Genomic DNA, 13,635 nt, shown 5'->3' on the forward strand with positions numbered 1-13,635 from the left:
CGGCGGAGCCGGATCCTCGACATCTCTGGACTGAGACACTTCTTTCAACGTGAGAGGACTGCAGTGAGCGAGAACGTTGAAATGAACACGGTGGTGCTCGACACCAATATCGCGCTCGACCTGTTCGTCTTCCAGGACCCGGTCACCGCGCCCTTGCGCGAGGCGCTGGAGCGGTCGGCCGGCGCCTGGCTGGCCACCGCCGCCATGCGCGAAGAGCTGGTGCGCGTGCTGGCCTACCCGCAGATCGCGCGCCGCCTAGCGGCCCATGCCCGGCCCGCGCAGGACGTGCTCGATGCGTTCGACCGTTGCACCCGGCTCGTGCCCGAAGCCCCCAAGGCGGCCTTCACCTGCAAGGACGCCGATGATCAGAAGTTCATCGACCTCGCCGCCGCGCACCGTGCCACGCTGGTCAGCAAGGACGACGCCGTGCTCTGCATGGCCCGGCGCATGGAGCGCATCGGCGTGACCATCTGCCGAGAATGGAGGAGTCCTGCCCATGCGGTTTGAACGCCAGCTCCTGGGACTGAGCATCGCGCTGATGGTCTGTGCCCCGTCCTGGGCCGTGCAACGCTGCGAACTCAACGGCGAGAGCGTGAACCCGAACAACGGCCACACCACGGCCGGCAAGAGCGGCGTGATGCGCTGCACCGACGAGGACGGCCAGGTGCGCCGGCGCGAGCAGACCCTGCGCGAGGGTCGTTTCGTCGGCCCGGTGGTGATGGTGCTGGCGGATGGCGAGCGGCGCGAGTACAGCGTCAACGAACGCGGCAACCGCCACGGTCTGGCGCGCACCTTCGATGCCAAGGGCACGCTGCGCAAGGAAGAGAACCTCGACAACGGCAGCAACGTGGGCGTGCAGAAGCACTTTGCCGAAGCCGGTTACCTGCAGGAGCTGCACTTCTCCGACGAGCGCCGCACGGTGCTCACCATCGCCTACCTCGCCGACGGCACGCTGAAGGAACTGCGTTGCGCGCCGACCAGCGTGCTGCCGCAGGACCGCGAGGTCTGCGGCCACGGCGGGCGCGCGAGCGAGGTCACGCTGTACCGCGAACCCGGCAAACCCTCGGGCACCGTGAGCTACCTCAAGGGCCAGATGCAGCGCCTGAGCGTGCTCGACCGCGAAGGCCGGCTGGTGCGCAACGAGGAGCTCAAGGATGGCCGGCGCATCAAGCGCGTGTTCTACACCTCGGGCCAGCCGCGTTCCGAAACCGACTTCATCGAACGCGACCCCAACGGCCCGGGCGGCCGCGAGGGCACGGCGCGCGAATGGGCCGAGAGCGGCCAGCTCACGCAGGAGACCACCTGGGCCCAGGGCTACGAGCAGCGCATCCAGCAGTGGTACCTGAACGGGAAACCGAAAATGCGCCAACAGATCCGGCGCGAAGGCCGCGAGCTCGAGCGCAACATCGAGAGTTTCTGGGACAACGGCAAGCCCGCGGCCGTCAACGCCGAGCGCAACGGCCGCCTCTGGGGCTGGCAGAAGTACTTCAACGAAGAAGGCGTGCTCGTGCGCGAGGACGAACACGGCGAACGCGGGCTGCTGCAGCGCCGCAAGCGGTACAACGAGCAGGGTGGGCTGGAGCGCGAAGAGCGCTTCCTGGAAGACGGCTCGCGCATCTGAAGTTTCACAAGGAGACGGCCATGGCCATTCGGGTGGTTCGACTGGGCAGCGACAGGGCGGCGGGCGAGGGCACCCGCATCGGCACGGTGCGGCGGCCGCCGCGCGGCGTGCCCAAGACCGAGTTCGCCTCGGGCAACTGGTACGACGTGTGGTACCCCAACCTCGCGCCCAGCGTGGAGACCATGAAGCTCGGCCAGTCCGCCGAGACAGCCGCGCAGTGGAGCGCCTTCACGCGGACATACCGCGCCGAGATGGCCGCGCCCGAGAACGCGCGCAACCTGGAGCTGCTCGCCGCGCTGTCGCACCGCTCGGATTTTTCCGTCGGCTGTTACTGCGAGGACGAATCGCACTGCCACCGTTCGGTGCTGCGCGAGCTGCTGCGGGAAAAGGGCGCGAAGGTCGAGCCATGAGCGGCACGGACCTGCTGGTCCTGCTCACCGCGCTCGGCGCGGCCACGGTGGGGGGCGTGTTCTACGGCTTCTCCACATTCGTGATGAAGGCCCTGGCGCAGTTGCCCGCCGCGCAGGGCGTGGCCGCCATGCAGCGCATCAACATCGTGGTGATCAACCCCTGGTTCATGGGGGCGTTCATGGGCACGCTGCTGCTGTCCATCGCCTGCGTGGTGGTGGCCGTGATGGCCGGGTCGGCCGCGCTGCTCGCCGGGGGCCTGCTCTACGCGCTCGGCACCTTCGGCGTGACCATGGCTTTCAACGTGCCGCGCAACAACCGCCTCGCGCGCCTGGAGGCGGCGTCGTCCGACGCGGCGGCTTACTGGCCGGCCTACGTGCGCGAATGGACGCGCTGGAACCACGTGCGCACCGCGGCGGCGCTGGTGGCCGCGGCGTGTGCGGTCCTGGTTTGCTACAACTGACATCCCCCAACCATCACCGAGCGAGGTTCCCATGGCCAGCACACGCTATTCCGGCAGTTGCCATTGCGGCAAGGTCGCGTTCGACGTCGAGGGCGAGATCGGCAGCGCCCTGTCTTGCAACTGCTCGATCTGTTCCCGCAAAGGGTCCTTGCTCTGGTTCGTGCCCCGCGACCAGTTCACGCTGAAAACCCCCGAGGACGCGGCCAGCACCTACCTGTTCAACAAGCACCTCATCAAGCACCGCTTCTGCCCCACCTGCGGCATGCACCCCTACGCCGAGGGGGTGGACCCCAAGGGCAACGCCATGGCGGCCGTGAACCTGCGCTGCATCGAGGGGCTGGACCTGAGCACGGTGCCGGTCCACGAGTACAACGGCCGGGACGCGTGAGGGGCCTCAGGCCAGGCTGAACCGCTCCGCGCTGGCCCGCTCCCAATAGGTCGTGAACACCGCGTGCTGCGCCGCCAGGTCGGTCAGCAGCGCGCCGGGTGGCGTGGAGGGCAGCAGGTTGGCCAACAGGCGCACCTCGTTCTCGCTCACGCGGCGCACCAGGTGGTGCGAGGTGATCTGGCGCGGGTGCTGCAGCCCGGCGGCCTGCACCAGTTCCTGCAGCGCCATCAGCGTGCTCTGGTGGAAATGGAACACGCGCTGGGCCTTGTCGGGCACCACCAGCGCCTGCTGGCGCACCGGGTCCTGCGTGGTCACGCCGGTGGGGCAGTGGCCGGTGTGGCAGCTCTGCGCCTGGATGCAACCCAGCGCGAACATGAAGCCGCGCGCGCTGTTGCACCAGTCCGCGCCGATGGCCATGGCGCGCACGATGTCGAAGGCGCTCACCACCTTGCCGGCACAGCCCACCTTGATGTGTTCCCGCAGGTTCACGCCCACCAGGGTGTTGTGCACCAGGCGCAGGCCTTCCTGCAGCGGTGCGCCCACGTGGTCGGTGAACTCCAGCGGCGCCGCGCCGGTGCCGCCCTCGGCGCCATCGACCACGATGAAGTCGGGCCGCACGCCGGTCTGCAGCATGGCCTTGACGATGGCGAACCATTCCCAGGGGTGGCCGATGCACAGCTTGAAGCCCACCGGCTTGCCGCCCGAGAGTTCACGCAACTGGGTGATGAAATGCATCATCTCGATCGGCGTGGTGAACGCGCTGTGCGACGAGGGCGAGACGCAGTCGATGCCCACCGGCACGCCGCGCGCCGCAGCGATCTCGGGCGTGACCTTGGGGCCGGGCAGCACGCCGCCGTGGCCCGGCTTGGCGCCCTGGCTGAGCTTGATCTCGATCATCTTCACCTGCGGGTCGATCGCGTTGGCCTGGAAACGTTCGGGGCTGAAGCGGCCGGTTTCATCGCGGCAGCCGAAGTAGCCCGAGCCGATCTCCCAGATCAGGTCACCACCGTTGAGGCGGTGCCAGGCCGAGATCGAGCCTTCGCCGGTGTCGTGCGCGAAGCCGCCCTTTTTCGCACCGGCGTTGAGCGCCTGGATCGCGTTGGCCGAGAGCGCGCCGAAGCTCATCGCAGAGATGTTGAAGATGCTGGCGTCGTACGGCTGGGTGCAGGTGTCGCCGCCGATGAGCACGCGGAAGTCGTGCGTGGCCAGGGTGCTGGGCTGCAGCGAATGGTTGAGCCACTCGTGGCCGTCGGCGTTCATGTCCAGCTGCGAGCCGAAGGGGCGCTTGTCGGTCTCGCCCTTGGCGCGCGCGTAGGCCAGGCTGCGCTGGCTGCGCGAGAACGGCGTGGCGTCGGTGTCGTTCTCCAGGAAATACTGGCGGATCTCGGGCCGGATCTTCTCCAGCATGAAGCGCAGGTGCCCGATGACCGGGTAGTTGCGCAGCACCGAGCTCTTGGTCTGCCGCAGGTCCCACAGGCCCACGGCCGACAGGGCCCCGAACACCAGGAACGTGAACCCGCCCACCCCGAAGGCCACCAGGGTGAACAGGCTCAGCAGCGCGAACAGCACGCAGAGCGCGAAGGCCGTGTAGCGCACGGGGTAGAGGGCGTTGAGGCGGTCGAGCATGCGGGCTTTCGTGGGTGCACCGGGGAATACACTGCGGGGCATCATAAAACCCCGGCTTCTTTGCACCATGACAACGACGAACACCCCCTCCGACCCGGCCGGCGCGCTGGACCACGACGATTACGACGCGCTCGACGCCATCCTGGACGACCTGCGCACGCGCGGCGACGAGGTGCCGCAGTGGGAGTTCTGCGAAGGCGCGATGGCCGCGCTGCTGTGCACGCGCCGCCCCATCGAGCCCGCCGAGTGGCTGCCCGTGCTGCTGGGCACCGGCCCGCTGCCCACCGCGCCGCAGGACGACGGCACGCATTTCAGCAACACCGCGCAGTACGAGCGCTTCATGGACCTGTGGTCGCGCCGCGAGGCCGAGGTGGCGGCCTCGCTGGCCGCACCGGTGGACACGCTGGAAGACGAGCGCAGCTACCACCCCGAGCTGATGGATGTGCGCGGCGCCGTGGCCGCGCTGCCGGACGAAGAGCGCGCCGAGTTCCAGGACCAGGAGCTGCCGGCCTACGCCCAGGTGTGGGCGCTGGGCTTCATGTTCGTGGTGGAGAACTTCGGCGAGGACTGGGAGCCGCCGCGCGACAAGGAGACCGCCGCCTGGATCGACGAGGCGCTCGAGAAGGTGGTCAAGCTGACCGAGGACGACACCGACACCCCCACGGTGAACATGCACGCCGAGGACGGCCCGCCCAGCGTGAGCGACGACCGGCTCAACGCCTTCGGCGCCGCCATCTGGGCGGTCTACGACCTGCACCAGATCGGCAAGAGCCTGGGCCCGCGCGTGGAGCCGGTGCGCAAGGAGGCCACGCCGGGCCGCAACGATCCTTGCCCTTGTGGCAGCGGCAAGAAATACAAAAAATGCCACGGGGCCTGACGGCCGTCCGGGCGCGGTTGACGGATGAACATTCATTCGCTTAAGATCGCGCCCTCATGAAACCCAAGGACGACGACAAGCAGCAGGCCATCGCCAGCGCCACCCTGGCGCTGGTCGAGCGCGTTGGCCTGAGCGGGCTGACCATGGCCGGCATCGCGCGCGAGGCGGGCCTCGCCACCGGCACGCTGTACGTCTACCACCGCTCCAAGGAAGAGCTGCTCAACGCGCTGTACGAGCAGGTCAAGGGTGCGCTGAGCGCGCTGATCGACACTGGCATCGATCCGTCCGTGCCGTTCCGCCGCCGCATCCAGCAGAACTGGACCCGGCTGCTGCGCCACCGACTGGCGCACTACCCGGAGGCGGTGTTCATGGACCAGTACTACAACTCGCCCTGGTTCAGCGAGGCCTCGCGCCAGTTCTCGGCGCGTTTCGCCAGCGGCTGCCTGGGCTTTTTCGACGAGGCGCGGGCGCAGCAGATCGTGAAGGACGTGCCCACCATGCTGCTGGCCGCGAGCTTCTTCGGTTCGGTGCGCGACACCGCCAACCTGCTGCGCAGCGGCGACCTGCAAGACACCGAGGCCGCGCTGGCGCAGGCCTTCGGTCTTTGCTGGGATGGCATCAAAGCCTGAGAAAAGATTTTTCTTCGACACCGTTTTTCACTATAAAGCGAATGAACATTCATTCACTGGTGTACCGGCACTTCAACCCACGACAGGAGAACCCACGCATGCCCACCACGCTCAACATCAACGGCAAGGACGTTCGCGTCGACGCCGACGAATCCACCCCCATCCTCTGGGCCCTGCGAGACACCCTGGGCATGACCGGCACCAAGTTCGGTTGCGGCGCGGCGCTTTGCGGTGCCTGCACCGTGCACCTGAACGGCGCGGCCATCCGCTCCTGCGTCACCCCCATCGCCTCGGCCGTGGGGCAGAAGATCACCACCATCGAAGCAGTGGCGACCGACCGCGTCGGCCAGGCCGTGCAGCAGGCCTGGGTGAAGGCCGACGTGGCGCAGTGCGGCTACTGCCAGAGCGGCCAGATCATGAGCGCCACCGCGCTGCTCAAGGCCAACCCGAAACCCAGCGATGCCGAGATCGACGGTGCCATGGCCGGCAACATCTGCCGCTGCGGCACCTATGCGCGCGTGCGCATCGCCATCCAGGACGCGGCCCGCACGCTGGCCTGAAAGGACACCCCATGCACCTGCACACCCACACCGCCGACCAGATTCGCGCCCACCTGCCGCCCGCGCTGGCCCACCGCCTGGAGGACGCCGAGGCGCCTGAAGGCATCGCGCGCCGCAGCTTCCTGAAGATCGCCACCGCCTCCGGTTTCGCGCTGGGCGCCTACCCCCTCATGGCCAGCGCCCAGCAGGGTGCGGCCCCCGCCGCCACCGGTCTGAAGCCCGACCAGCAGCCCGCCGCCTTCGTGAAGATCGCGCGCGATGGCACGGTCACCGTCACCGTCAACCGCCTGGAGTTCGGCCAGGGCACGCACACCGGCCTGGCCATGGTGCTGGCCGAAGAGCTGGACGCCGACTGGAGCCGCGTGCAGGCCGTGCACGGCAACGCCGACCCGGCCTACAACGACCCGGCCTTCGGCATGCAGATCACCGGCGGCTCGACGGCGGTCAAGCACTCGTACACCCAGTACCGCGAGCTCGGCGCGCGCACGCGCGCCATGCTGCTGGCGGCCGCCGCGAAGCAGTGGAACGTGCCGGTGGCCTCGCTGGCCACCGAGCGCGGCGTGGTGATCGGCCCCGGCGGCAAGAAGCTCGGCTACGGCGCCCTGGCCGACGCCGCCATGCAGCAGCCGGTGCCGGTGCAGGTCACGCTCAAGGACCCGTCGCGCTTCAAGCTGATCGGCCAGCCCACGACGCGGCTGGACGCGAAGGCGAAATCCAGCGGACGGCAGGGCTTCGGCATGGACGTGCGCCTGCCCGGCATGCTCACCGCCGTGCTCCAGCACCCACCGGTGTTCGGCAGCAAGGTGGCCTCGGTCGATGACGCGGCCGCGCGCGCGGTGAAGGGCGTGAAGGCCGTGCTGCGTGTGCCGCTGCACGATGGCGGCGAAGGCGTGGCCGTGGTGGCCGAGGGCTACTGGGCCGCGAAGCAGGGCCGCGATGCGTTGAAGGTGCAGTGGAACGACGCCGGCCGCGAGAAGGTGGACAGCGCGCAGCAGCTCGTGAGCTACCGCGCCCTGGCCGCCAAGACCGGCCACATCAAGCACGACGCCGACATGGCGCCGCTGGCCAACGCGCCGCACAAGATCAGCGCCGAGTTCGTGTTCCCCTACCTGGCGCACGCGCCCATGGAGCCGCTGAACTGCACGGTGCAGCTCACCGGCAGCGGCGCCGCCGCCAAGGCCACCGTGTGGACCGGTACCCAGATGCCGGGGCTGGACACGGCCGCGGCCGCGCGCACGCTGGGCGTGAAGCCCGAGCAGGTGACGATGAACGTGCAGATGGCCGGCGGCGGCTTCGGCCGGCGCGGCCTGCTCACCAGCGATTTCGTGGTCGAGGCCTGCACCATCGCGAAAGCCGCGCAGGCCGCCGGCCTGAGCGCGCCGGTGCGCACGGTGTGGAGCCGCGAAGACGACGTGCGCGGCGGCTACTACCGCCCCATGCACCTGCACCGCGCCGAGATCGGCTTCGACGCGCAGGGCAAGGTGCTGGCCTGGGACCACGTGATCGTGGGCCAGTCCATCATGGCCGGCACCTTCTTCGAACCCATGATGGTCAAGGGCGGCGTGGACGAGACCATGGTCGAAGGCATGGGCAAGCCCTACAGCGTGCCCATGCGCCTCTCGGCCCACCACCCCAAGCTCAACGTGCCGGTGCTGTGGTGGCGCAGCGTGGGCTCCACGCACACCGGCTACGTGATGGAGACGCTGATCGACGACATCGCGCGCGCCACGAAACAGGACCCAGTGGCCTACCGCCTGAAGCTGATGGACGACAAGGCCGTGCGCCACCGCGCCGCGCTGCAGCTCGCGGTGGACAAAAGCGGCTACGGCAAGAAGGCCCTGCCCGCCGGCCGCGCCTGGGGCGTGGCGGTGCACGAGTCCTTCGACTCGGTGGTGGCCTACGTGGTCGAGGCCTCGGTGGTCGACGGCACGCCCAAGCTGCACCAGGTCACGGCCGGTGTGCACTGCAACCTCGCGGTGAACCCCAAGAGCGTGGAAGCGCAGATTCAGGGCGGGGCGCTGATGGGCCTGTCCATGTGCCTGCCGGGCGCGGCCATCACCCTGAAGGACGGCGTGGTGGAGCAGAGCAACTTCGGCGACTTCGCGGTGCCGCGCATCACCGACATGCCGGCCATCGCGGTGCACCTCGTGCCCAGCGCCGACGCGCCCACCGGCGTGGGCGAACCCGGTCTGCCGCCGCTGGCGCCGGCGTTCGCCAACGCCATCGCGAGCCTGACCGGCAGGCCGCTGCGCGAACTGCCGTTCAAGCTGGCGTGACGCGGCCGGTCTAGAACGTGCCGAGGTCGAACGGCCCGCCCTGTGCCAGCGCGCGCTGGTAGGCGGGCCGCTCGTGGATGCGGCGCAGCCAGTCCGCGAGCTTGGGCCGGTTCTTCAGCAGGCCGCGCGCGGCGGCGGCTTCGATGCCGAAGCTCATCTGCACGTCGGCCGCGCTGAACGAGCGTCCGGCGAACCAGGGTCCGTGTTCCGCCAGCTCGGCTTCGAGGTAGTCGAAGTGCCGCTTGAGGTTGGGCGTGACGAGCAGCTTCTTGACCTGGGACGAGATGCCCAGCGCCACCGGGCGCACGATGAAGGGGCTCTTGCGCTCGATCTGGTCAAACACCAGTTGCAGCAGCAGCGGCGTGGCCAGCGAGCCTTCCGCGTAGTGCAGCCAGTAGCGGTAGCGCAGGAAGGACGGTGTGCCGTGCGCGGGCGCGAATTGGCCTTCGCCGTAGGTCTCGACCAGGTACTCCAGGATCGCGCCCGATTCGGCCAGCGTGGCCTTGCCGTCGGTCACCACGGGCGATTTGCCCAGCGGGTGCACCTTCTGCAGCGAGGCCGGCGCCAGCATGGTCTTGGGGTCGCGCTCGTAACGCTCGATCTGGTACGGCACGCCCAGCTCTTCGAGCAGCCAGAGCACGCGCTGCGAGCGCGAGTTGTTCAGGTGGTGGACCGTGAGCATGAAGGGCTGCCTTTCAAATGGGGGTGGTGCCGTGCCAGTGTAGGGGCTGCGTTCAGGCCAGGGCCGGCGGCAGGGCCTGCGCCAGGAAGTCCCACACCTGGCGGATGCGCGGGTTGCTGCGGATCTCGCGGTGCACCGCGAGCCACACCGGCAGCGGCGGGATCGGCAGCATCGGCAGCAGCGGCACGAGGTCGGGGTTGCGGCGCGCCACATAGCGAGCCAGAAAGCCCACACCCAGTCCCGCGTCCACCGCGGCCTGGTAGGCGTTGAGGTCGTCGGTGCGCACGGCGAAGTTCTCGCGCTGCATCGGGTAGCCCATGGCCGCGAAGCCGCGCAGGATGTCGGTCTGGCGGTCGTTGCCCACCAGGTCGTGCGCGAGCAGATCCTGCGGCGTGCGCGGCGTGCCCCGGCGGCGCAGGTAGTCGCGGTGGGCGTAGGCGCCCAGGGCCACCTGGCCGACCTTTTTGCACAGCAGGGTGGCCTGGTCGGGGCGCACCATGCGCAGCGCGATGTCGGCCTCGCGCTGCAGCAGGTTGCTCACCGCGTTGCTCGACACCAGCTCCACCTGGATGTCCGGGTGGGCCTGGCGCAACTGCAACAGCACCGGCGGCAGCAGCACGCAGGTCACGGGCTGGCTCGCGCTGATGCGCACCGAGCCGCGCGCATCCTGCTGCGCGCCCGAAGCCTGGCGCGCGAGCTGGTCGGCCGCGCTGGCCATCGCGCGCGCCGCCTCGGCCAGCCGGTGGGCGTGCGCCGTGGGCACGAGGCCACGGCCGGTGCGCTCGAACAACACCACGCCGAGCTGCGTTTCGAGCTCGCCGATGTGGCGACCCACCGTGGGCTGGGTCGTGGCCAGGGCCCGCGCGGCGGCCATCAGGCTGCCCCGGTCGAGCGCCGCGAGGAAGGAGCGGATGAGGGTCCAGTTGAAATCACCGGTATTCACGCCGCAGGCCGTCGCCGACCTGGTGGCGCGGGTGCGGCAGGCGGGCGGCGCCACGGTGGTGGTGCACGCGCTCAACCCCAACCAGTACACCCGCCCGGCCTGGGAGCGGGAGAACGGGCCCCTGCTGCAAAGTGGCATGGCCGTGGCGCGCGCGCTGGCCGCCACGCTGATGCTGCCGGGCAACGTCTACAACTTCGGCCAGGGCATGCCGGCGGTGCTGCTCGAAGGCGCACCGTACCGGCCGACCATGGCCATGGGCCGCGTGCGCACCGAGATGGAAGAGCGGCTGGAGGCGGCCACGCAACGCGGGGAACTGCGCGCGGTGATCGTGCGCGCTGGCAATTTCTATGGGCAGGGCCAGGGCACCTGGCTGGACCGCGCGATGCTCACCGGCATCCGCCGCGGCAAGCTGGTGTTTCCCGGTCCGCTGGACGTGGCCACGCCCTGGGCCTACCTGCCCGACCTGGCGCAGACCTTCGTCGCCCTGGCGCGTGTGCGCGAGACCCTGCCCGCGTTCGAGTCGCTGCACTTCAGCGGCCACACGCTCACGGGCCGCGATTGGGTGAATGCCCTGCAGCCACTGGCCCGCGAGCAAGGCTGGCTGCGCGAGAACGAGGCGCTGCGCGTGGGCGGCATGCCCTGGCCCCTGATCCGCGCGCTCGGCCTGGCCATGCCGACCCTGGGCGCGCTGGCCGCCTTGCGCTACCTCTGGAACCAGCCCCACCGGCTGGACAACCGCCGCCTGCGTGAGCGGATCGGCAGCGAGCCGCACACGCCCTGGCCGCAGGCCTTGGAACACACGCTGCAGGGCCTGGCGCTGCTGGGCGCCGAGGGCGTGACCCCGTTGCCCGCGCGGGCCTGATGTCCATGGACCGCCGGCGCTTCATCCGCCTTGCGGGCGGCGGCGCGGTCGCCGTCACCCTGGGCGCCTGCGACAGCGCGCTGCCGCCCGAGGCCATTGCCGCCTGGCAGGGGCCGGGCGAGCAGACCGACGTGCGCCGCTGGCTGGTGGGGCACGCGCTGCTCGCGCCGCACTCGCACAACCTGCAGTCCTGGCTGGTGGACCTGGGCGTGCCCGACGAGATCACCCTGTTCATCGACCGCAGCCGCCTGTTGCCCCAGACCGACCCGCATTCGCGCCAGATGATGATGAGCCAGGGCTGCTTCATCGAACTGCTCGACCTGGCGGCGCGGGAGAAGGGCCTGCGCGCGCAGATCGAGCTGTTCCCGCGGGGCGCCTTCGGCCCCGAGACGGTCGATGCGCGGCCGACCGCGCGCATCCGCCTGGTGCCCGAGGCGTCGGTGGCGCCCGATCCACTGTTCGCGCAGATCTTCCACCGCCGCACGAACCGCGAGGCCTATGAGGCGCGCGAACCCGATGCCGCTGCCCTGGAGGCGATCAGCGCCAGTGTGCAGGCTTATCCGATGCGGGTCGGTTTCGTGGGTGCCGCGCAGTCGGAGGCGCTGGCGCGGCACCGCCGCATCGCCCGCGAAGCCTGGCGCATCGAGCTGGTCACGCCGCGCACGGTGATGGAGTCGCTCCAGGTGCTGCGCGTGGGCCCGCAGGAGATCGCGCGGCACCGCGACGGCATTTCGCTCAACGCGCCGATGGTGCGCGCGCTCGTGGCCCTGGGCCTGTTCGACCGCCGCGAGGTGCCCGCGCCCGACGGCACGTCGACGACGACCCAGATCCAGGACTTCAACACCCGGATCGAGCACACGCCCGCCTTCTTCTGGCTGGTGACCGAGGGCAACGACCGCTGCACGCAGATCAACGCGGGCCGCGCCTATGTGCGGGCCCAACTCGCCGCCACCGCCGCGGGCCTGTCGATGCAGCCGCTGTCGCAGGCGCTGCAGGAGTACCCCGAGCAGATCGGGCCGTACAACGAGATCCATCGGCTGCTGGGTGCGCCGGCACCGCGCTTCACGGTGCAGATGTGGGCCCGGCTGGGCTATGCGCCGGTGATCGGGCCCTCGCCCCGGCGCGGGCTCGCGGCGCACATCCTCAAGGCTTGAGCTCGAACGCCGCCTCCGCGAGCGCCACGCCGTTGACCCGCAGGTCGATGAGGTGCGTGCCGGGGTAGAGCGTGCGCGTGGTCACGGGCTTGAGGCTGTGGCGCTTTTCCAGCGTGCGTTCTTCACCGGGCGCGAGCGTGAGCTTCCAGCCCTTGAACACCTTGGGCGAGGCGCTGCCGTTGGCGCGCACGTGGTGCACGGCGTAATCCACGACCAGCGACTGGGGCTGGCGCGCGCTGGAGCGCAGTTGCACGCGCAGGCCGATCTCGCCGCCGACCGCCGCGCGCTTCGCCGTCAGCGCGAGCGTGGCCTCGCCCTGCAGGCCGCTGCCCAGGCCCCAGGCCGCCAGCGTGGGCGCGTGGCCGGCCTTGATCAGGCCGCGGCTGGCGTGGCGCAGCAGCGCGTTGCGCGCATCGGGCGCGTCGATCAGGTGGTCGCGCACCCAGCCCGCGACCAGGTCGGGGTGGTCCTTGGCGATGTCGTTGAGGTGGTTGGCCACGCTGCGGCGCACGTAGCTGCTGGGATCGTCCTGCAGCGCGCGCAGCAGGGGCAGGGTGGGAGCCGGGTCCAGCACCAGCGCCTGCAGTCGCAGGCCCCAGGGCAGGCGCGGGCGGCTGCCTTCGCTCACCAGCCGGCGCACGTGCGCGCTCGGGTCGTTCACCCACTGGCCCAGGGTGTCGAAGGCCAGGGCAGGGTGGCGCTGGATCAGCGGCCGGATGGCGAACTCGGCGGTGAAGCGCTGCGTGACCGCGTGCAGGCAGGCCAGGCCGCGCCGGGCCGCCGCTTCGTCGGCCACGCCCCGGCGCGCGACGAATTCGCCGACCGCCCACAGGGCCCAGCCGCCGATGCCGTGCTCGTCGCGTGCCTCGCCGAGCTTGAGCGGTTCGCCCTGGGCGTCCATGGCCAGGGGAGGCGCGAGGCTGGCCTCCAGCAGTTCGCAGGCGGCGTTGAAGTCGTCGGGCAGTGTGGCCTCCAGCGCGTCGGCCAGCTGCATGGCCCGGGCCTTGAACTCCAGCTGTTCCAGGCCGGTGGCGGCCTGGGCTTCGAAGCGCTTGCGGTCGAATGTCGGCCAGGCGCGGCGCAGGTGGTGGCCGGCGTTGGCGACGGTGGCCGGGCCGATGAGGTTCTTGAACGGTTCCATGGGCT

15 protein-coding genes are annotated in these 13,635 nt (G+C 70.2%); 11 read left to right on the forward strand and 4 right to left on the reverse strand.

Annotation, left to right across the window (positions count from 1 at the left end; all coding sequences use genetic code 11):
* Window positions 1-63: 63 nt before the first annotated feature.
* Genes AC1Q9M_RS19960 through AC1Q9M_RS19980 form a run of 5 tightly spaced genes read left to right on the forward strand, consistent with a single transcriptional unit; the run spans window position 64 to window position 2,880 of the window.
* The gene (locus AC1Q9M_RS19960; RefSeq protein WP_444688034.1) at window positions 64-507 is read left to right on the forward strand and encodes a putative toxin-antitoxin system toxin component, PIN family; all 444 of its coding nucleotides are present in this window, start codon (window positions 64-66) and stop codon (window positions 505-507) included.
* Window positions 497-1,621 carry a toxin-antitoxin system YwqK family antitoxin gene (locus AC1Q9M_RS19965; RefSeq protein ID WP_492435365.1) on the forward strand — a complete coding sequence of 375 codons (1,125 nt, stop codon included), beginning with the start codon at window positions 497-499 and terminating at the stop codon, window positions 1,619-1,621. Before AC1Q9M_RS19960 ends, AC1Q9M_RS19965 begins: the two co-directional genes overlap by 11 nt.
* A 20-nt stretch (window positions 1,622-1,641) precedes the next feature.
* Entirely contained in the window at window positions 1,642-2,031 is a 390-nt protein-coding gene (locus AC1Q9M_RS19970) for a DUF488 domain-containing protein (RefSeq protein ID WP_382162739.1), read from the forward strand.
* Entirely contained in the window at window positions 2,028-2,492 is a 465-nt protein-coding gene (locus tag AC1Q9M_RS19975; RefSeq protein WP_492435368.1) for an anthrone oxygenase family protein, read from the forward strand. Before AC1Q9M_RS19970 ends, AC1Q9M_RS19975 begins: the two co-directional genes overlap by 4 nt.
* A 31-nt stretch (window positions 2,493-2,523) precedes the next feature.
* Window positions 2,524-2,880 (forward strand): GFA family protein, encoded by a 357-nt coding sequence (locus AC1Q9M_RS19980; RefSeq protein WP_382322927.1) that lies wholly within the window; start codon window positions 2,524-2,526, stop codon window positions 2,878-2,880.
* A gap of 6 nt (window positions 2,881-2,886) precedes the next feature.
* On the opposite strand, the gene AC1Q9M_RS19985 is transcribed toward AC1Q9M_RS19980, so the two are convergent.
* The gene (locus AC1Q9M_RS19985) at window positions 2,887-4,506 is read right to left on the reverse strand and encodes an FMN-binding glutamate synthase family protein (RefSeq protein WP_492435371.1); all 1,620 of its coding nucleotides are present in this window, start codon (window positions 4,504-4,506) and stop codon (window positions 2,887-2,889) included.
* Between the two features lie 67 nt (window positions 4,507-4,573).
* Here AC1Q9M_RS19985 and AC1Q9M_RS19990 point away from each other — a divergent pair, with 67 nt between their 5' ends.
* The 4 genes from AC1Q9M_RS19990 (at window position 4,574) to AC1Q9M_RS20005 (ending at window position 8,848) form a co-directional block, all read left to right on the forward strand.
* Window positions 4,574-5,383: a UPF0149 family protein gene (locus AC1Q9M_RS19990; RefSeq protein WP_492435372.1), complete on the forward strand. Its 810-nt coding sequence runs from the start codon at window positions 4,574-4,576 to the stop codon at window positions 5,381-5,383.
* Window positions 5,384-5,439: 56 nt separating this feature from the next.
* A complete protein-coding gene (locus tag AC1Q9M_RS19995) occupies window positions 5,440-6,012 on the forward strand; it encodes a TetR/AcrR family transcriptional regulator (RefSeq protein ID WP_382322930.1) in 573 nt (190 codons plus the stop codon).
* A 98-nt stretch (window positions 6,013-6,110) separates the two neighbouring features.
* A complete protein-coding gene (locus AC1Q9M_RS20000) occupies window positions 6,111-6,572 on the forward strand; it encodes a (2Fe-2S)-binding protein (protein WP_382322931.1) in 462 nt (153 codons plus the stop codon).
* Between the two features lie 11 nt (window positions 6,573-6,583).
* Window positions 6,584-8,848, forward strand: coding sequence for a xanthine dehydrogenase family protein molybdopterin-binding subunit (locus tag AC1Q9M_RS20005; RefSeq protein WP_492435375.1), 2,265 nt, complete (start codon window positions 6,584-6,586; stop codon window positions 8,846-8,848).
* A gap of 10 nt (window positions 8,849-8,858) precedes the next feature.
* Here AC1Q9M_RS20005 and AC1Q9M_RS20010 read toward each other — a convergent pair whose 3' ends face one another.
* Together AC1Q9M_RS20010 and AC1Q9M_RS20015 are read right to left on the reverse strand one after the other, a co-directional pair.
* The gene (locus tag AC1Q9M_RS20010; RefSeq protein ID WP_382162718.1) at window positions 8,859-9,530 is read right to left on the reverse strand and encodes a glutathione S-transferase family protein; all 672 of its coding nucleotides are present in this window, start codon (window positions 9,528-9,530) and stop codon (window positions 8,859-8,861) included.
* Between the two features lie 52 nt (window positions 9,531-9,582).
* Window positions 9,583-10,473 carry a LysR family transcriptional regulator gene (locus AC1Q9M_RS20015; protein WP_444688040.1) on the reverse strand — a complete coding sequence of 297 codons (891 nt, stop codon included), beginning with the start codon at window positions 10,471-10,473 and terminating at the stop codon, window positions 9,583-9,585.
* Here AC1Q9M_RS20015 and AC1Q9M_RS20020 point away from each other — a divergent pair.
* The gene (locus tag AC1Q9M_RS20020; RefSeq protein ID WP_492435378.1) at window positions 10,454-11,335 is read left to right on the forward strand and encodes an NAD-dependent epimerase/dehydratase family protein; all 882 of its coding nucleotides are present in this window, start codon (window positions 10,454-10,456) and stop codon (window positions 11,333-11,335) included. The two genes, AC1Q9M_RS20015 and AC1Q9M_RS20020, sit on opposite strands and share 20 nt — an antisense overlap.
* Window positions 11,335-12,489, forward strand: a complete 1,155-nt coding sequence (locus AC1Q9M_RS20025) for an Acg family FMN-binding oxidoreductase (protein ID WP_492435380.1) — start codon at window positions 11,335-11,337, stop codon at window positions 12,487-12,489. Before AC1Q9M_RS20020 ends, AC1Q9M_RS20025 begins: the two co-directional genes overlap by 1 nt.
* Here the strand turns inward: AC1Q9M_RS20025 and AC1Q9M_RS20030 are convergent.
* Window positions 12,479-13,630, reverse strand: a complete 1,152-nt coding sequence (locus AC1Q9M_RS20030) for a DNA alkylation repair protein (protein WP_492435382.1) — start codon at window positions 13,628-13,630, stop codon at window positions 12,479-12,481. The two genes, AC1Q9M_RS20025 and AC1Q9M_RS20030, sit on opposite strands and share 11 nt — an antisense overlap.
* Window positions 13,631-13,635 lie beyond the last annotated feature (5 nt).

It is taken from the genome of Hydrogenophaga sp. GW823-FHT04C09, assembly GCF_058796355.1.